We start from the raw sequence: 18180 nt of genomic DNA on the forward strand, positions 1-18180 counted from the left end.
GCCGCGCGCCGTGCACCATCGTCCTGCCTTCTGCGCCGTGGGCGCCCGCCCGGCGCGCAGCGCAGGCGCGCGGCGGCAGGCGGGTTTCACCCTGATCGAGATCCTGGTCGCGCTTGGGGTGATCGGCATCATCCTGGGCATGGCGCTGCTGCGCTTCGATCTGTCCGACGGCCAGACCGTAGAGCGTGAGGGCAAGCGCCTGGCGCTACTGTTCGAAAGCGCGCGCGACGAAGCGATCACCGGCGGCCGCGCCATCGCCTGGTCGTCGGACGGCGACGGCTACCAGTTCTGGACCCTGGATGACCGCAACACCTGGCAGGCGCTGCCCAGCCACGAAGTGCTCAAGCCGCGAGAGCTGCCCGAAGGGCTGCGGGTGGTGGCGATGAGCGTCAACCTGAAGGAAAGCCGGGTCGGCGAGCGCATCGTGTTCGAGCCGTCCGGGGTCAACCAGCCATTTACCGTGGTGCTGCTCAAGGGCGCCCAGCGCTGGCGGCTGGAGGGCGACATCATGGGCCGTGTCACCGCGCAGCCCGACGAGAGTGCATCGTGACGCGGCGTCTGGGCTTCACGCTGGTCGAAGTGCTGGTGGCGCTGGCGATCCTCGCCATCGCGCTGACCGCCGCGCTGCGCGCCACCTCGGCCAGCAGCGATGCCGCCATCACCCTGCGCACCCGCATGTTGGCCGGCTGGGTGGCGCAGAACCACCTGAACGAGATGCGCGCGCGACGGCTGTTCCCCGAAGTGGGTACCAGCGAGGGCAAGGTGGAGCAGGGTGGCCAGTCGTTCACCTGGAAGGCGGAAGTCGGCGCCTCGCCGAACCGCAGCTTCCGCCGTATCGAGATCAAGGTTTATCTCGACGACAAGCAGGATTACGCGGCGGCCACGCTGGTCGGCTACCTGGCACGGGTGGGCACATGAACGGCCGCGCGCGCGGCTTCACGCTGCTGGAAATCCTGATCGCGCTGGCGGTGTTCGCCGTGGTGGCGCTGATCGCCTATCGTGGCCTGGAGCAGGTGGCGCGGGTGAAGGGCCGGCTGGACGAAGAGGCCGCCTACTGGCGCGAGACGGCGCTGGTGCTCGACCGGATCGACGAGGATCTGATGCATCATGTCGAGCGTCCGTGGCGTAACCAGAGCGGCGTGGCGCAGCCTTCGCTGCGCGGCTATCTCCAGCCGCCGCGCAAGATCGATCCGACGCTGGAACTGGTGCGCATGGACCGCGCGCGCGAGGATTACCATGTGGCCTACCGCCTGCGGGACAACGAACTGCAACTGCTGATGTGGGACAGCCTGGACCTCGCGCCGCTGAGCGAGCCGGTGGTCCATACGCTGCTTGGCGACGTGACGCGCTTCGAGGCGCGCTTTCTCGACGACTCCGGCAAGTGGCTGCCGCAATGGCCGGTGACCGGCAACAGCGTCGTCCGCCCGGACGCGGTGCAAATCACACTGGAACGGCGCGGCCAGGCGCCGGTGACGCGGGTCTATCTGCTGCCATGAGCCATTTGCCCAGCCGCCAGCGCGGCATCGCCATCCTGACCGCCGTCGCCACCGCCGCTCTGGTCGCGGCGTTGGCGGTGTGGATCGCGTGGCGCCAGCAATTGTGGTTCCGCCAGGTGGAGAACCAGTACGACATGGCCGAGTCGCGCGGTGTGGCGCTGGCGGCGGTGGACCTGGCGCGCCTGACCCTGCGCGACGATGCACGGCGCAACCATGTCGACCACCTGCTCGAGCCGTGGAACGTGCCGATTCCGTCCATCCCGGTGGAGCGCGGTCAGGCGGGCGGACGCCTGCTGGAGCAACAGGGGCGCTTCAACCTGAACAATCTGGTGCAGAACGGCCAGGCCCAGGCCGATGAGATTGCTGCCTGCGAGCGGCTGTTCGAGACCCTGAATGTGCCGCGCGAACTGGTCAACGCCCTGGTCGACTGGGAGGACAGCGATTCGCAGACCCGTTATCCGGGCGGCGCCGAGGATACCGACTACCTGAACCTGCGGCCGCCGTACCGGGCGGCCAATCGTCCGTTGGCCGACCTGACCAGCCTGGGCGCGGTGCGCGGCTTCACCCCGGAAGTCATCGCCAAGCTCGATGCCTATGTCACGGTGCTGCCGCAGAAGACCCAGGTGAATGTCAATTTCGCCGAGCCCGAAGTGCTGGCGGCGGTGTTGCCCAGCCTGACGCTGAGCGATGCGCGCTCGGTGGTTTCGGCGCGCGCCGGCAAGTACTTCGAGACACTGGACGAGTTCAAGGAAGCACTGCCCGAGAACAAGCGCGGCGAATTACGCGCCGACGCCATCGGCGTTGAGAGCCGCTATTTCGTCAACGAGATCGACGTGCGCTTCGGGCGGGTGACCTCGCGCTTCGCGGCATTGCTGGAACGCAACGGCGAGGACATGCCGCGCGTGGTGTGGATGCGCCGCAACTGAGGCGGTGCGAACCGGCTCAGGCGTCCTCGGCCTTGAGGGCCGGATCGTCCTCGCTGGCCGGCAGCGTGACGCGGACGATCAGGCCATGCGGCTTGGCGTCGTTCAAGGCGACGCTGCCGTGGTGGCGCTCGGCGATTTCCTTGACGATGGCCATGCCCAGGCCACAGCCGTTGCCGTCGTTCTGGTTGACGCGATAGAAACGTTCGAAGATGCGGGGCTTCTGCTCGTCGGGAATACCGGGGCCGTCGTCCTCGACTTCCACCACGTAGAGCGCACCCTCGCGGTTGAGCCGTACGGTGATGTTGCCGCCGCGCGGGATGTATTTGATGGCGTTCTCGACCAGGTTGACGAACAACTCGCGCAGCAGCGCCGAATTACCGTGGATCGGGGCTTCGAGCAACGGGCTGTCGCAGCCCAGGTCCATGCCGGCGGCCAGCGCGCGCGGCACTGCCTCGGCCGTCAACTCGCGTACCAGCTTGGCCAGGTCCACGCGCACCTGCGGCATGCCGGTCTGGTTGGCCGGTTCCGAGCGCGCCAAGGTCAGCAACTGGTTGACCAGGTGGATCGAGCGGGTGGCGCTGGCATGCACCATGTTGAGCCGGTCGCGCAGCCCCTCCGGCGTGGTCTCGCGCATCGCCAGCTCGGTCTGCGACTTGAGCCCGGCCAGCGGCGTGCGCAACTGGTGCGCGGCATCGGCGATGAAGCGGCGCTGGCGGGCGATGTTCTCGTTGGTGGTGGACAGCAGGTGGTTCAGCGCATGGGTCAGCGCGTGCACTTCCTCTGGCGCGTTGCCCAGTTCCAGTGGTGCCAGATCCTGTGGATCGCGGTGCTCCATCAGGCTCTTCAGGCCGGTCAGCGGCTTGAGCCCGCGCACGATGCCCCAATGGACACAGATGCTCATCACCAGGATCAGCAGGCCCAGCGGCAGCGCGGTGGCGACCAGGATTTCGTGCGACAGCCGGTTGTGCGCCTGCAGGCCCTTGGCCACCTGGACCAGCAGCCAGCGGAGCGAGGCGCCCTCGCTGTCGGGTAGCGGGAAATACATCGATGCCACGCGCAGCGCACCCTGTTGCCCGGTGACATCACCGAAATAGGTGCGTGCCTCGGCCAGTGTGGGTGGCGGTGGTGGAGGGGAAAGCGGGTGATTGCCGGCGATCAGGCCGCCGGGGATGGCGGAAACGCTGTAGTAGAGCTTCTGTTCGCTGCGGTCCAGCATCAGGGCGCTGGAGTGGCGCAGGCCCAGCTCAAGCTGGCCGCCTTCCTCGCGAACCTGGCGGGCCAGTGCCCGCCCGGTTTCCTGGAGGCTGTCGTCCAGTACGCGCGTGGCGTAGTGGGTGGCGACGTTATAGCAGAGTATCGCCCCGGTCACCCAGAGGATGACCTGGGGAATCAGCAACCAGACCAGCAGTTGCCGTCTTAGGGAGAATTTACCCCGCAACATCCTGGGCGCCGGGTTGCTGCTTCTCGAGGAGATAGCCCAGGCCGCGGATGGTACGGATCACGACGCCGCAGGGTTCCAGCTTCTTGCGCAGGCGGTGGACGTAGACCTCGATCGCGTTCAGGCCGACCTCGGCGTTTTCCGAGCCCAGCTCGGAAACGATCTGCTCCTTGGTCACCACGCGGTCGATGTTGGACATCAGGATTTCCAGCACGGTCAGCTCGCGGGCCGACAGATCGAGCGGGATATCGTTACACCAGGCGCGCTGGCCGGCACGGTCCAACCGCAGGTTGCCCAGCTGCTGCACCGATTGCGGCAGGATCTGGCTGCGACGCAGCAGGGCGCGCAGGCGGGCTTCCAGCTCGGCGAACTCGAAAGGTTTGGCGAGATAATCGTCGGCGCCGGCGTCGAGGCCGGCCACGCGTTCTTCAAGCCCGTCGAGCGCGGTGAGGATCAGGATGGGCATGGAAGGCTTGTGCTGACGCACGTGCTTGAGCACGGTCAGACCGTCCATATTGGGAAGCCCGATGTCCAGCACCACGACGTCATAGTCGTTGTGCAGCAGGATCTGCAGGGCGAGTGCGCCGTCGTTTACGCAGTCGACCTGGAAGTCGGCTTGCGACAGGCTGGTTTTCAGCGCGTCGGCAAGGATGAGATCGTCTTCGGCGAGGAAAAGCCGGGTGCTCATGAGATCAAACCTCCAGTTGTAAGTCTTAGCTTACCGCTGAGTTTAACTGTAATTTCGCTGATACCCAAGTATTTTCGCTTGCGATTTTTACCTCTGAAAGGCAAGGGCTAGCTGGCCGGGCGGGCCGGCATTTCCGACGGTGCGGCGGGGCGTTCGTCCGCTGTCAGCCACCCTTGCAATTCGCGTTCGATCAGTGCGGTGAGGGCATGGATCCAACGGTTGTCGTCGTTCAAGGCTGGAATGTAGCGCAAGGTGCTGCCGCCCGCCTGGAGAAAGGTCTGTTTGCCTTCGAGGGCGATCTCTTCCAGCGTCTCCAGGCAGTCGGAAACAAAGCCGGGGCAGACCACGTCCACGTTGCGCACGCCCTTGCGGCCCAGCCCGGCCAACGTTTCGGCGGTATACGGCTTGAGCCACTCCGCTCGTCCGAAACGGGATTGGAATGCAACGGTGTAGCGATCGTCGGCCAGCCCAAGCGCCTGGGCGAGCAGTTGTGCGGTGCGCTGGCACTGGCGCTGGTAGGGGTCGCCCTTGTCTACCGCGAAGCGGGGTATGCCGTGAAAACTCATCACGAGGTGATCGCCGCGGCCTTCGACCATCCAGTGCTGGCGGATGCGTTGTGCAAGCGCTTCGATATAGCCCGGATGGTCGTGGAAGTCTCGCACCGTGCGCAGCGCCGGCTGGTCGCGGTAGCGCGCCAGCTCGGCGAACACGGCATCGCACGCGGTGGCGGTGGTGCTTGCCGAGTATTGCGGATACAGCGGCAGCAGCAGCAGGCGGTCGCTGCCGTGTTCGCGTAGCGCGGCAACCGCCTGGGCGATGGAAGGCTGGCCGTAGCGCATGGCGTAGGCGACCACCACCTGGCCGGCGTGACGCTCGCCCAGGTAGCCCTTCACCAGCTTGGCCTGCTTTTCGGTCCAGACCCGCAACGGCGAGCCGTCCTTGCTCCAGACCGCGGCGTACTTTCTGGCCGATTTGGCGGGGCGGGTCAGCAGGATGATGCCGCGCAGAATCGGTTGCCACAGCAGCGCGGGCAGTTCCACCACGCGCCGGTCGGATAGGAACTGGCGCAGATACGGTTTGACCGCGGCGGCGGTTGGCGCGTCGGGTGTGCCGAGGTTGACCAGCAGCACGCCGATGCGGGTGCCGGCGGCGCGGTTCTTGGGGGAGTCGATGAAGCGGGCCATGTGTGGATCCGTGTTGCCGCTCACAGGCGGAAGGTCTTGATGGTTTTGGCCAGTTGCCGGGCGGCGTCGGGGTCGTCGCCGTAGCGCGCAGCCAGGTAATGGTTGCAGATGCGTCGGATCAGCTCGGCCTGCGCCGGTAGCGCGGCGGCGGCACGTAACGCGAAGTCGCGTGGGCCTTCGCCGGGGTGCGGGGACAGGCCGCGTTGCGCCAGCCGGCGCAGGAAGCCGCGCCATTGACGGGCCGCCGGATCGCGGGGCCGGTCCGCGCGCGGGCCGCGGCGCGCGGCCAAGGTATAGAGCGCGAGCACCGCGGCGAAGCCCCCGACCAGCCAGGCCAGGTAGGTGGCCGAATCCAGGCTGTCCACTCCCAGTTGCTTGAGCAGTTGCATCTGGCGCTGGGTATCGTAACCGATCACCCAACGATCCCAGACATAGACGACGTTGTCCCATTTCAGGCGCAGGTTGGCCAGCCAGGCCGCATTTTCCCGTAACAGCATCGGCAGGCGGTCGCTGTCGCGCACGCTGCGCGCCAGGCCGCTGGATACGCGCAGCGGTGAGACCACCGCGGTGGGGTCGACCCGCTGCCAGCCGCGGCCTTCCAGCCAGACCTCGACCCAGGCGTGGGCATCGGCCTGGCGCACGATCCAATAGTCGCCTGCCGCGTTGTATTCGCCGCCCAGGTAGCCGCCGACCACGCGCGCCGGTACGCCGGCGGCGCGCATCAGGAAGGAGAACGATCCCGCGTAATGCTCGCAGAAGCCTTCCTTGGTGGTGAATAGGAACTGGTCGACCTGATCCGCGCCTTCCAGCAACGGTGGCGCCAGCGAATAGAAGAAGCGGTTGTTCTGCAACCACATCAGCGCACGCGCCACGCGCACCTGAGGCGGCAGCGTGCGCCAGCCCTGCGCCAACTGGCGCGCGCGCGGGTTGCCGGTGTGGGGCAGCACCAGCGCCTGGGTGACGGCGAAGCGGTCGCCGTCCTCCTCGATACGCCAGTCGGTGGCGCTTTGCAGGTCGAAACGGGCGCGGGTGGTCAACGGCTGGCGGTAGACCGCCTGCATCCGGCTGGTCAGGCGCGCGCCCTGCGGCAGCCGGGTGGGCAGGTCCAGCGCGAACAGCCAGGCGCGCTGCTGGGGTTCCAGCGTGATGGTGTAATCCAACGTGCGGCCCAGCGGCACGATCTTGGGCGCCAGCGCGGGCGCGAATTCGCGTTGCAGCCAGGTGTAGCCATCGAAGCGCTCGAACACCGGCCCGCGCCAGTACAACTGATCGCGCTCCGGCTGGCGGCCGCGAAAATCCACGCGGAAGGCGACGCTGTCGTCCAGCGTGAGATCGCTGAAGCTGCCGGGGGTCATGGTGTCGGCAATGCCGGTGCTGGCCTGCGGCCGGTCTGCGGGCATGCTCCACAACGGTGTGGCGAGCCGCGGGTAGAGCACGAACAGCAGCAGCGCGACCGGCAACCCTTCCAGCATCAGGCGCAACGCGCGGCGATATTCCTCGGGCTCGAAGCGGTTGTCGTCGCGTTGCCAGGCGAAAAGCTGCCCGGTGAGCAGCACGCAGACGAACACCACGTAGGCCAGCATCCAGAACGATTGCGACACCAGGAACAGCGTGCCGGCGACGAAGTAGCCGAGCAGCGTCAGGATGCGCACGTCGCGGCGGGAGGTGGTCTCCAACAGCTTGAGCGCCACCAGGCACGCCAGCAGCACCACGCCGCCGTCGCGTCCCACCAGTGTGCGGAATTGCAGGAACACCAGCACGATCATCGCCCCGGCCAGGAACAGGCGCACCGCGCGGCCGGGCAGGCGACGACCCGACCATGCGGTGTAGGCGCGCCAGGCCAGCGGCAGCAGTGTGACCAGGATCAGCCAGAACGGCATCTGCGCCAGATGCGGTGCCAGCAGCAGCGCCAGCGTGCCCAGCAGCGCCAGCAGCTTGTTGCGCGGCAGCGAGACCAGCTGCTCAGCCATGGGGCGCCGCCGCAAGGTCGAAGGTGGCAAGGGCTTCCAGGCAGCGCGCCAGATGCTGCGGGCCGTGGTCGATCTCGATCCGCTGGCCGGGCAGGTTGAGGCCGTAGCGCTCGCCCGAGCCTTCGGCGCGCAGCAGCCACGCGGTCAGGCGCGACAGGCGGCCTTCGACATCCAGCGGCGCGGCGGCGTCCCAGTCCACCACCGATTGTGCGCCTTGCGCGCTGTCGAATGACTTGACCGCCAGAATGTCGCTGCGCGCCGCGTGCTTCCAGGCGATGCGACGCGGCGAATCGCCGGGCCGGTATTCGCGCAGGCCGGCGAATTCGTCCTCGCCGGTGCGGCGCGCCATGCCGGCGCCGCTCTCCTGCGCGCCGGGATACGGTGGCGGATCGCGCTCCGGGCGCGGATAGACCAATACCCGCGCGGTCAGCGACGCATGGCTCCAGGCCCGGCAGAAGCCGGTGGGATAGCGCGTTTCGATGGTCAGGCGCGGCAGCGCCAGCCAGCCGCGTTCTGAGGTGGGCACCGGCAGGTGGACCAGTCGCTCCTGCTGGCCGGCCAGGCGATCCAGCGTGGCGGTGCCGCCGTTGGCGGCGCGCAGCAGGATGCCGCGGCGGACGCGGCGCTTGTCGTTGCTGATCGCCACCGGGAAGAACGCGGTCTCGCCCTGAAACACCGGCTCGGGCTGGCGCGTGCCGAAACGCAGGCCGAGCAGGTTGCGGAAGGCTTCGGTCAGCGCCGCGTGGCCCAGGCCGATCAGGCCGAAGGTGAACAGATAGCCCAGGCTGAGCTGGTAGTTGATGGCGCCCACCAGCAGCAGCAGCGCACACAGCGCGAAGGCGAAGCCGAAAGCGCTGGGCAGCACGTAGATGCGGTTGTGGCGCAGCCGGATCTCTGGCCCCGCCGGGTGCCGGCGCGCCAGCCAGCGCTGCCAGCGTCGGCGCAGGAAGGCGGGTGTCATCAGGGGATGGCGACCGCGCGCAGCAGTTCCAGCGCCGCGTCCGGCGCGACCCGGCCGCTGGCGCGCTGCACCAGTCGGTGGCCGGCCACGCCGGGGAACACCGCCTGGACATCCTCGGGAATCACGTGGTCGCGGTTGTCGAGCCACGCCCAGGCGCGCGCGGCGGCGATCAGGCCGAGCAGGGCGCGCGGCGACAGGCCGTAGCTGAGCGCGTCGTGGCTGCGGGTGGCGCGCGCCAGCGCCTGCACGTAGTCGAGCAGGGGACCGGCGACGTGCACTTTGTCCACCTCGCGCTGCGCGGTCAGCAGGTCGTTGGGCTCCACCGCCGGGCGCAATTGCGCCACCAGATCGCGGCGATTCTCGCCGGCCAGCATGGCGCGCTCGGCGGCGCCGTCGGGGTAGCCCAGCTCCAGCCGCATCAGGAAGCGATCGAGCTGCGATTCGGGCAGGGGGAAGGTACCGATCTGGTGTTGCGGGTTCTGGGTGGCAATGACGAAGAAGGGCTCGGGCAGCGGATAGCTGGTGCCATCCACCGTCACCTGCTGTTCTTCCATGGCTTCGAGCAGAGCCGACTGGGTCTTGGGCGGTGCGCGGTTGATTTCGTCGGCGAGCAGCACCTGGGTGAACACCGGCCCGTGGTGGAAGCGGAACTGCCCAGTGTCGCGCTGGTAGATCGACACCCCGATCAGGTCCGCCGGCAGCAGGTCACTGGTGAACTGCACGCGCTGGAAGCGCAGGCCGACGGTGGCGGCCAGCGCGTGCGCCAGCGTGGTCTTGCCCACCCCGGGCAGGTCTTCCAGCAGCAGGTGGCCGCGCGCCAGCAGGCAGCACAGGGCCATGCGCACCTGATCCTCCTTGCCGAGGATGACGCGGTTCAGCTGGGCGAGGGCGGGGGAAAACGAATGGGGCATTGCCACTCCCTGGCGAATGAGCGGTATGGTCGGGTCGGTCGGATTCTAACGTTGTTTTGATGCGGCGCGGCGCACCCCGGTTCGCGCGACCGGGTGTTTCGCCCGACCAGCCGCAGTCGGCGGCCGGGGCGGGCGCGAGTTGCTCCGGCGTTCAGAACTGCCCGCCGAAATTGATCGAGAACAGCGGCGCGCTGTCGAATTCGTCCTCGGTCAGCAGGTTGCCGTTGCGGTCCTCGGTGCGCAGCTTGCCGTTGAGCGCGGCCCCCAGGTAGAGGTCGAGCTTGGTATTGCGCGTGGGGGTGTAGCCGAAGCGCAGGTAGAGCGGGATCATCTCTTCCTGCCCCACGCCGCCACTGGCCATGGGATTGTCGTCGGCCAGGCGGAAGCGGAACGAACGATACGCACCGCCGGCGCCGACCTCCCACTTGTTGCCGACGCCGTGGTAGCCCAGTTCCAGCCCCGCCGGTCCGGCCGGCCCCGCGCTGAAGGGGTTGGTCAGGCTCCAGGTCTCGGAGATCTGCCAGTCGATCATCAGGTAGGGATAGACCCGCGTCTCGTCGATGGCGTCGAACACGCCCACGCCCAGCCCCAGCACCAGGTCGGGCGCGAAGGCGCGGCTGGCGATGGCGGTTGCGCCCCAGCCCCAGGCATCGCTGGCACCACGTTCGCCGGCGTAGTTGAGCGACGGCGCCAGGGTGTACTGCCAGCCGCTGTTCGATTCCCAGCTCAGCCTGACGCCCACGCCACCGCGCTGGACGTTGTCCCAGGGTGCCTGGCCCTGCCACGAAAGCGGCTCGTTGAACGACCAGTCGATGTACTGGTAGGAGGCATCGAAGCCCAGCGACAGGTTGTCGTCGATGGGCAGCTCGGTGGCGCCGCGCAGCAGCAGCGTGCCACTGCTGGCCTTGCCGCCGCCATCGAGCGCCATGTCGCCCAGCCAGATCGGCGTGGCGTCCAGGCGTACGCCGGATGCGGCCTGCGACGGTGCGGCCGTCGCCAGGGCGACGAGCAGAATGGCCAAGGGTGCCGAGCGGTTCATGGTGGGTGCTCCTAGCGCTCTTGCGCCGTTTGTTCTTGTCAGCGGGGCCGTCCGCGCGGCTTTGCTCCGGCGTCGCGGTTGGGCGTACACTGGGTCGGTCCCTGCGCGCATCGGCATCCTGCTTGCGGATGCAGCGCCGGGGATGGGAACTGGCCTTCTGTCCTCGCCGATGCCATTCGGTTCCGTCGCTGGAGAATCTCGATTGCAGTCCGTCGTCGCCGGCCCCACGGCCTACCTCACGCACTCCGCCTGCAGCATGCACGACATGGGGAAAGGGCACCCCGAATGCCCGGAGCGGCTGTCCGCCATTCAAGATAGGCTGATCGCCGCCGGGCTGTGGGACTTCCTGCTGCATGTGGACGCCCCGCCCGCCACGCTGGAACAACTGCTGCGCGTCCACGACATGGACTACATCGACCGGCTGGCGCTGGTCATTCCCAGCCGCGGCTACGCCCATCTCGACCCCGATACCGCCGTCAACCCTTATAGTCTGCGCGCTGCCTACCATGCAGCTGGCGCCGGCGTGGCCGCGGTCGATCTCGTGATGAGCGGCCGCGCGCAGAATGCGTTCTGCGCGGTGCGCCCGCCGGGGCACCACGCCGAGCACGCCCGGGCAATGGGGTTCTGCCTGTTCAACAACATCGCCGTGGCGGCGCGCCATGCGATGGCGGCCCATGGCCTGCAACGGGTGGCTATCGTCGATTTCGACGTGCACCACGGCAACGGCACCGAAGATGCCTTCCACGACGAGCCGCGGGTGCTGATGGTCGGCATCTTCCAGCATCCGTTCTATCCGTATTCCGGCGACGAGCCGCGCGGCGCCAACATGCTGAACGTGCCGCTGGCGCGCGGCACCACCGGCAACGTGTTCCGCGAGACGGTGCTCGAACGCTGGTTGCCGGCGCTGGACGCGTTCGCGCCCGAACTGGTGCTGATCTCGGCCGGCTTCGATGCCCACCTGGAGGACGACATGTCGTCGATGGGCCTGGTCGAGGCCGACTATGCGTGGGTCACGCGCGAGATGAAGAAGGTGGCGGAACGCCACGCGCAAGGCCGCATCGTGTCGATGCTGGAGGGCGGGTACGACCCGTCGGCGCTGGGGCGCAGCGTCGCGGTGCACATCAAGGAGCTGGGCGAGTTCTAGCCGCTGTTGCGCCAACAAAATAAAAAGGCCATCCCGCGGGATGGCCTTTTTCATGGACGCGACGCTGCGCGCTACAGCACCAGCGTCGCCAGCCAGAACAGCAGCGCCGACAGGCCGATGGTGGCGGGCAGCGTCAGCACCCATGCCATCAGGATGTTGCGCACGGTGCCGCCTTGCAGGCCGCTCCGGTTGGCCACCATGGTGCCGGCCACGCCGGACGACAGCACGTGGGTGGTCGAGACCGGCAGGCTGAAGATGTTGGCGAAGCCGATGGAGGCGGCGGCGATGATCTGCGCGCACATGCCCTGGGCGTAGGTCATGCCCTGCTTGCCGATCTTCTCGCCCACGGTCAGCACCACGCGCTTCCAGCCGACCATGGTGCCGACGCCCAGCGCGCTGGCCACGGCCAGGATCACCCAGAACGGTGCGTATTCGGTGGTGGCGGTCAAGTCCTTGCGCAGGTTGTCCAGGTCGGCCTTCTCGCGGTTGGGCACCTGCGGCAGCTTGCCCACCTTCTTGGCGGTGTCGTCCAGACAGAGCAGGTAGCGCCGCACCTGCACCCGCGTGTCCGGCGTCATGTCGCGGTAGTCCTTCACGCCGTCGAGCGCCAGCAACAGGGCGCCGATGGTAGGCTCGGTGGTCTTGGGGTCGCAGCGGAAGTGCTTGGGCAGCTCGGTGCCGTTATTGCGGCCCAGCGCCAGGTAGTCGGACAGGGTATTGGCGTTGCGCTGGTAGAACTGGCGCAGGTGGATGGTGGCGTCGCGGGTGCGCTCGATCTGGTAGGTGGTGCTGTTCAGGTCCAGCACGAACTTGGCCGGCACGATACCGATCAGCACCAGCATGATCAGGCCGATGCCTTTCTGGCCGTCGTTCGAGCCGTGCACGAAGCTGACCGCCATTGCCGAGATCACCAGCACCAGGCGGTTCCAGAACGGGGGGTGTTTCTTGCCGTCGTTCGAGCGGCGGTTTTCCGGTGTCTTGTGCATCTTGGACAGCGGCATCAGCCGCTTGAGCAACAGCAGCAACAGCCCGGCGAGCAGGAAGCCCGCGGTGGGCGAGATCAGCAGCGACAGCGCGATGTCGATCGCCTTCTTCCAGTTGATGCCGTCGGCCAGCGGAATATTGGTGATCAGCGCGTTGGTCAGCCCCACGCCGAGGATCGAGCCGATCAGGGTGTGCGAGCTGGAGGCCGGGATACCGAAGTACCAGGTGCCCAGGTTCCAGACGATGGCCGCCGCCAGCAGCGAGAACACCATCGCCAGCCCATGGCCGGTGTTCACGTTGATCAGCAGTTCCACCGGCAGCAGGTGGACGATGGCGTAGGCCACCCCGACGCCGCCCAGCAACACCCCGAGAAAGTTGAAGATGCCCGACGAGATCACCGCGATGTGAGGCGGCATGGCCTTGGTGTAGATCACCGTGGCCACGGCGTTGGCGGTGTCGTGGAAGCCGTTGATGAACTCGAAGGCGAGGACGAAGCCGAGTGCCAGCAACAGGCTGACGACGACCCAGGGGTCGAGGCCGCTGAATAGTTCGAACATGAAGTTTTTGTGTCGGGGAGGGAACGCGGCGGATTATGGCAGAAAACCGCCGGGCGCCGTTGTCCGGCGAGCCCGGTGGTTGTGCGAGGTCAATCGCCCGCCAGGTTCCCCGCCGGCGCGCCGCCCAACGCCTTGTACAGCGTGGCCAGGTTGGCCGCACGCTCGTAGTCGTGCAGCAGCAACGCGCGCTCCGCCGCGCGCAGCGTGTCCTGCGCGGAGAGCCAGGTATCGAACGCCACCGCCCCGGCGCGGTAACGCACGCCGGTCAGCCGTTCGGCTGTGGCGGCGTCGTCGCGCTGCGCCAGCAGGCGTTCGGTGTCGCCTTCCAGCCGGGTGCGGGCATCCAGTGCGTCCTCCACCTCGCCCAACGCGCGGTAGATGGTCTGGCGATGCGCGATCACCGCCAGCTCGTAGTCGCTGCGGCTGACCTTCAACGCCACCTCGCGCTCGTTCCACTGGACAAAGGGGAGGGCCACGCCGAGCCCGAGTGCCGCCACCGGATTGGACAGCACGTCGACCAGCGTGCTGCTGGCGCTGCCCACGCTGCCGGTCAGCGAGAACGTCGGCAGCCAGCTCTTGCGCTGCGCCTCGGTGTCGGCGAACGACGCCTTCAGCCGCGCTTCGCTCGCCGCGAGGTCGGGACGGCGCGCCAGCAGTTGCGACGGCAGCCCGGCCGGCACCTGCGGCAGCGTGCTGCGCGGCAGTGCCGGCGTGGTGCCCAGGTCGGTCTCGGGCGGCACGTCGAACAGCAGCGCCAACGCGCGACGGGTGGCGTTGCGGGTCTGCTGCGCGCTGGCGAGCGTGCTTTCCTGCTGGCTGACTGCGCGGCGCGCCTGCGCGATGTCCAGCCCCGACACAGTGCCGGCCTTGTAGCGCGATTGCACCAGATCGAAGGTCTTGCGCGCGCTGTCCAGGTCGCGTTCGGCCAGCGAGACCTGCGCGTCGTTCAGCGCCAGTTGCCAGTAGAGGCTGGCGGTGTTGGCTTCCAGCGAGACGCGCACGCCTTCCAGGTCGGCGGCGGTGGCGCCCTGGCGCCAGCGCGCGGCGTCTTCCAGGTCGGCCAGCCGGCCCCACAGGTCCAGCTCGTACGACAGCCCGGCGGAGAAGTTGTAGCTCTCGCCCAGGCTCTCGTTCCGCCGCAGGTCGCGGTTGGCCGACACCTTGCCGGACACGCTCACATCGGGACGGCGGTCCAGTTGCGCCTGTTCCAGCGTATAGCCGGCCTGCTTCAGCTTGAGCACGGCGCTGGCCAGGTCGGCGTTGCTGGCACGCGCGCGGACGATCAGCGCATTCAGGCCGGGGTCGCCGAAGCCTTGCCAGAATGCATCGGCATCGGCCAGCTGGCCATCGGTGGCGGCAGCCTGCCACGCCGCCGGGGTCTGGATCGGCGGGGCCTGCCAGCCGGTGCTGGCGCAGGCGGTGAACAGCGGCAATGCCGCGAGGTACAGCGCCAGGGTTTTCAGGTTTCGGGTATCGATCATGCGGAACAGCCTATTCGCGGGCCAGCGCTTCGATCGGCGCCAGTCGCGCCGCGCGCCGCGCGGGAAGAAAGCCGAACACCACGCCGACCAGGGTGGCGCAGAGCACCGCCGTCAGCACGGATTCGAGCGAGAAGATCATCTTGAAGTCGGTCATCAGGCGGTCGACCATCGCGCCCAGGCCCAGCGACAGCGCGATGCCGATGCCGCCGCCCACCATGCAGACCATCACCGCCTCGATCAGGAACTGCCGCATGATGTCGCTCTGGCGCGCGCCCACGGCCATGCGGATGCCGATCTCGTGGGTGCGTTCGGTCACCGACACCAGCATGATGTTCATCACGCCGATGCCGCCCACCACCAGCGAGATCACGCCGATCATGGTGAGGAACAGCTTGATGTTGCGGGTGCTCGCCTCGACCGAGGACAGGATGTCCTCCATGTTGCGGGTGTAGAAATCCTGGGTGCCGTGCGCCAGCAGCAGGCGCTGGGTCAGCGCCTCCTCGGCGGCCTTGGTCGGCAGGCCCCCGCGCACCTTCACCGTGATGCGGTTGAAGTACTGCTGGCCGAAGATGCGGCTGGCGGCGGTGGAATAGGGCACCCACACCTCCAGCGAATCGCCGCCCCAGCCGCTCGACTTGGCCTCGGCGACGCCGATCACCTGTAATGGCACGTTGCCGATCAGGATGATCTCTCCCAGGCCCGAGCCGTCGCCGAAGAAGGTCTGGCGCGTGGTCTCGCCGATCACCGCCACCTGGGCCTGGCGCTGCACGTCCTGGCGGCTGAAGTTGCTGCCCTGCTCGATCTTCTGCCCGCGCACGTCGAAGTAGCTGGGCGACACCCCGTAGACGGTGGCGTTGGAGTCGACGTTGCCGAAGCGCATGCGCTGTTGCTTCTGCGACATCGGCGTCACCGCCTCCACGTACGGTTCGGCGGCCAGCGCCAGCAGGTCCGACTCGCGCAGGGTGCGCACCCCGCCCGAGCGGTCGTCCGACAGGCCCGAGCCCGGCATGATGTCGATGTTGGTCGCGCCCAGCGACGACAGGTTCTGCAGCACCGATTGCTGCATGCCTTCGCCCAGCGCCACGATCGACACCACCGAGGCGATGCCGATGATGATGCCCAGCATGGTCAGCAGCGTGCGCAGCCGGTTGGCCACCAGCGAGCGCCAGGCCATGCTGAACGCCTCCAGGAAGCGGCCCCAGTTGGCGGCCAGCCCGGCCGGATGCGCCGGTGGCGCCGGGCGGTCGCCGGGTTTTTCGGCGTCGTGGGCGCCGGGGTTGCGCCGGTCGTCGACGATGCGGCCGTCCTTGATCTCGATCACGCGCTCGGCCAGCGCCGCGACGTTGGCGTCGTGGGTGACCAGGATGACGGTGTGGCCGCGCGCGTGCAGCTCCTTGAGCGTGGCCAGCACTTCTTCGCCGCTGCGCGAATCCAGCGCGCCGGTCGGCTCGTCGGCCAGGATCACCTCGCCGCCGTTCATCAACGCGCGGGCGATGGACACGCGCTGCTGCTGCCCGCCGGACAACTGGCTGGGCTTGTGGTGCAGCCGCTCGGTCAGCCCCAGCCGCCCCAGCAGCTGCCCGGCCCGCTCGGCGCGCGCGGTGTTGTCCATGCCGGCGTAGATCGCCGGCATGGCGACGTTCTCGGACGCGGTCAGCGCCGGGATCAGGTGGTAGCGCTGGAAGATGAAGCCGAAATGCTCGCGGCGCAGCGCGGCCAGCCCGTCGTCGTCAAGGCTGCCGACCTCGACCCCGTCGAAGCGGTAAGAGCCGGAGCTGGGCTGGTCCAGCCCGCCCAGGATGTTCATCAGCGTGGATTTGCCCGAACCGGACTGGCCCATGATGGCGACCATCTCGCCGCGCGCGATGGTCAGGTGGATGTCGTCGAGGATGGTCACGTCGGTATCGCCGGCCGGAAAGCGGCGATACAGCCCGGACAGCTCGATCAGGGGCGTGTCTTGGCGCATGTCAGCGGATCCGCGGGCCGCCCATCGGGCCGCCTTGGCGCTGGCGCGGCTGGACGTTGTTGAGCCCGCCACCCGTGACCACCTGCTCGCCTTCGGCCAGCCCGGACACCACCTCGACCTGCACGTTGTTGTTCAGGCCCACGGTGACGCGGCGCGGTTCGACGGTACCGTCGGGCTTCTGTACCCGCACCATGCGCACCTGCTGCGTGCCCGCCTGACCGTCGTCGCGCTGCTTGCGGCCCTGGCGCTTGCCCTGCACGCCCGATGCGGCGTCGCTGCGCGGGCGCTCGGCGTTCTGGCGGGGGGCCGAGGCATCGCGCGCCTTGCCAGCGCCGCTGCCGTCACCGCGACTCATCAGCGCGGTCACCGGAATGGTCAGCACGTCGCGCTTGGCGTCGATCACGAACGACACCTGCGCCGTCATCTGCAACTTGAGCAGGCCGTCGGGATTGGGCACGTCGAACAGCGCGTTGTAGAAGATGGCGTTGTTCACGGTTTCCGGCTTGGGCTGGATGGTCTTGAGCTTGGCGACGATCTTGCGCTCGGGCGCGCCCAGCACGGTGAAGTACACCGGCATGCCCGACTTCAGCCGCGGCACGTCGGCCTCGGCCACCTGGGCCCGCACCTGGACCACGTCCATATTGGCCAGCGTCAGGATGGTCGGCGCCTGCTGGGTGGCGATCACGGTCTGGCCTTCCTTGGTGGTGATCGACACCACCTCGCCGTCCATGGGCGCCAGGATGCGGGTGTAGCCGACGTTGGCGCGCGCAGTGTCCAGCTTGATCTGCGATTGCTTGATCTGCGCCGCGATCTGCGCGATCTGCGCGCGGCGGATGTTCAACTGGATGGCCGCGTCGTCGGCGTCCTTGCGCGCGGTGGCGTCGGCCGCCAGCATTTCCTGCTGGCGGGCGTTCTCCTGTTCGGCCAGCTTCAGTTCCAACTGCGCCGAGGTCTGCTGCGCCAGCAGGTTGTCCAACGACGCCTGCGCCTCCTGCAACGAGTTCTGCGACAGCGTGGGATCGATCTCGGCCAGCAACTGGCCCTTCTTCACCCGGTCGCCCAGCTCCACCGCCAGCTTGGTGACCTGGCCGGACGCCTGCGCGCCGACATCCACCTGTTGCGACGCCTCGATCACGCCGGTGGCCAGCACCGACACTTCGATGTCGCCACGGCTCACCGGGGCGGTCAGGACTTCGACGGCGGCCGGCTTGCTGGCGGCGCGATACCACCAGCCGAGGCCGGCGAGGATGACGAGTAGTGCAAGCAGCCACCAACGGTGACGTTTCAGCCAGCGCAGACGGCTGGGGGCAGTGGAGGGCATGTGAATTCCTGTTGTTCTGGTGTGCCTGGGGCGCGCGAACCGCCGCTGCAAGGCGGCTGGACGGCGGTCGTGGAACGGATGGCGGGATGCGGCGGTTGGTCCTTTGCGCCCTTC

16 protein-coding genes are annotated in these 18180 nt (G+C 68.1%); 5 read left to right on the plus strand and 11 right to left on the minus strand.

Annotation, left to right across the window (positions count from 1 at the left end):
• The first annotated feature begins 10 nt into the window (after positions 1 to 10).
• Genes C556_RS21675 through gspK form a run of 4 tightly spaced genes read left to right on the plus strand, consistent with a single transcriptional unit; the run spans position 11 to position 2422 of the window.
• Positions 11 to 550 (plus strand): GspH/FimT family pseudopilin, encoded by a 540-nt coding sequence (locus tag C556_RS21675; protein ID WP_018748225.1) that lies wholly within the window; start codon positions 11 to 13, stop codon positions 548 to 550.
• Positions 547 to 918 (plus strand): type II secretion system minor pseudopilin GspI, encoded by a 372-nt coding sequence (gspI, locus tag C556_RS0110580; protein ID WP_018748226.1) that lies wholly within the window; start codon positions 547 to 549, stop codon positions 916 to 918. The genes C556_RS21675 and gspI overlap by 4 nt, the downstream gene beginning before the upstream one ends.
• Positions 915 to 1496 (plus strand): type II secretion system minor pseudopilin GspJ, encoded by a 582-nt coding sequence (gspJ, locus tag C556_RS0110585; protein WP_018748227.1) that lies wholly within the window; start codon positions 915 to 917, stop codon positions 1494 to 1496. Before gspI ends, gspJ begins: the two co-directional genes overlap by 4 nt.
• Positions 1493 to 2422, plus strand: a complete 930-nt coding sequence (gene gspK / locus C556_RS0110590) for a type II secretion system minor pseudopilin GspK (RefSeq protein WP_018748228.1) — start codon at positions 1493 to 1495, stop codon at positions 2420 to 2422. The genes gspJ and gspK overlap by 4 nt, the downstream gene beginning before the upstream one ends.
• A gap of 16 nt (positions 2423 to 2438) precedes the next feature.
• Here the strand turns inward: gspK and C556_RS20090 are convergent, their stop codons facing one another.
• From C556_RS20090 to C556_RS0110625, 7 genes are all read right to left on the minus strand, one after another.
• Complete coding sequence (locus tag C556_RS20090) at positions 2439 to 3863, minus strand: sensor histidine kinase (protein WP_040431050.1); 1425 nt, start codon at positions 3861 to 3863, stop codon at positions 2439 to 2441.
• Complete coding sequence (locus tag C556_RS0110600; RefSeq protein WP_018748230.1) at positions 3850 to 4548, minus strand: response regulator transcription factor; 699 nt, start codon at positions 4546 to 4548, stop codon at positions 3850 to 3852. The genes C556_RS20090 and C556_RS0110600 overlap by 14 nt, the downstream gene beginning before the upstream one ends.
• Before the next feature lie 107 nt (positions 4549 to 4655).
• Positions 4656 to 5732 carry a ferrochelatase gene (hemH, locus tag C556_RS0110605; RefSeq protein ID WP_018748231.1) on the minus strand — a complete coding sequence of 359 codons (1077 nt, stop codon included), beginning with the start codon at positions 5730 to 5732 and terminating at the stop codon, positions 4656 to 4658.
• A gap of 20 nt (positions 5733 to 5752) precedes the next feature.
• A complete protein-coding gene (locus tag C556_RS0110610; protein ID WP_018748232.1) occupies positions 5753 to 7702 on the minus strand; it encodes a transglutaminase TgpA family protein in 1950 nt (649 codons plus the stop codon).
• Positions 7695 to 8663, minus strand: coding sequence for a DUF58 domain-containing protein (locus tag C556_RS0110615; RefSeq protein ID WP_018748233.1), 969 nt, complete (start codon positions 8661 to 8663; stop codon positions 7695 to 7697). Before C556_RS0110615 ends, C556_RS0110610 begins: the two co-directional genes overlap by 8 nt.
• The gene (locus C556_RS0110620) at positions 8663 to 9574 is read right to left on the minus strand and encodes an AAA family ATPase (RefSeq protein ID WP_018748234.1); all 912 of its coding nucleotides are present in this window, start codon (positions 9572 to 9574) and stop codon (positions 8663 to 8665) included. The genes C556_RS0110615 and C556_RS0110620 overlap by 1 nt, the downstream gene beginning before the upstream one ends.
• A 151-nt stretch (positions 9575 to 9725) precedes the next feature.
• Positions 9726 to 10613, minus strand: coding sequence for a hypothetical protein (locus tag C556_RS0110625; RefSeq protein WP_018748235.1), 888 nt, complete (start codon positions 10611 to 10613; stop codon positions 9726 to 9728).
• 202 nt (positions 10614 to 10815) lie between these two features.
• On the opposite strand from C556_RS0110625, the gene C556_RS0110630 reads away from it, so the two are divergent.
• Positions 10816 to 11757 (plus strand): histone deacetylase family protein, encoded by a 942-nt coding sequence (locus C556_RS0110630; protein WP_018748236.1) that lies wholly within the window; start codon positions 10816 to 10818, stop codon positions 11755 to 11757.
• 71 nt (positions 11758 to 11828) lie between these two features.
• On the opposite strand, the gene C556_RS0110635 is transcribed toward C556_RS0110630, so the two are convergent.
• The 4 genes from C556_RS0110635 to macA form a co-directional block, all read right to left on the minus strand.
• Entirely contained in the window at positions 11829 to 13298 is a 1470-nt protein-coding gene (locus C556_RS0110635; protein WP_018748237.1) for an inorganic phosphate transporter, read from the minus strand.
• Positions 13299 to 13387: 89 nt separating this feature from the next.
• The gene (locus tag C556_RS0110640; RefSeq protein WP_018748238.1) at positions 13388 to 14779 is read right to left on the minus strand and encodes an efflux transporter outer membrane subunit; all 1392 of its coding nucleotides are present in this window, start codon (positions 14777 to 14779) and stop codon (positions 13388 to 13390) included.
• Between the two features lie 10 nt (positions 14780 to 14789).
• Entirely contained in the window at positions 14790 to 16745 is a 1956-nt protein-coding gene (locus C556_RS0110645) for a MacB family efflux pump subunit (RefSeq protein WP_018748239.1), read from the minus strand.
• 1 nt (position 16746) lies between these two features.
• Positions 16747 to 18066: a macrolide transporter subunit MacA gene (gene macA, locus C556_RS0110650; RefSeq protein ID WP_018748240.1), complete on the minus strand. Its 1320-nt coding sequence runs from the start codon at positions 18064 to 18066 to the stop codon at positions 16747 to 16749.
• Positions 18067 to 18180: the final 114 nt, after the last annotated feature.

Origin of the sequence: Chitiniphilus shinanonensis DSM 23277, from assembly GCF_000374805.1 — a bacterium.
Lineage (GTDB): Bacteria > Pseudomonadota > Gammaproteobacteria > Burkholderiales > Chitinibacteraceae > Chitiniphilus > Chitiniphilus shinanonensis.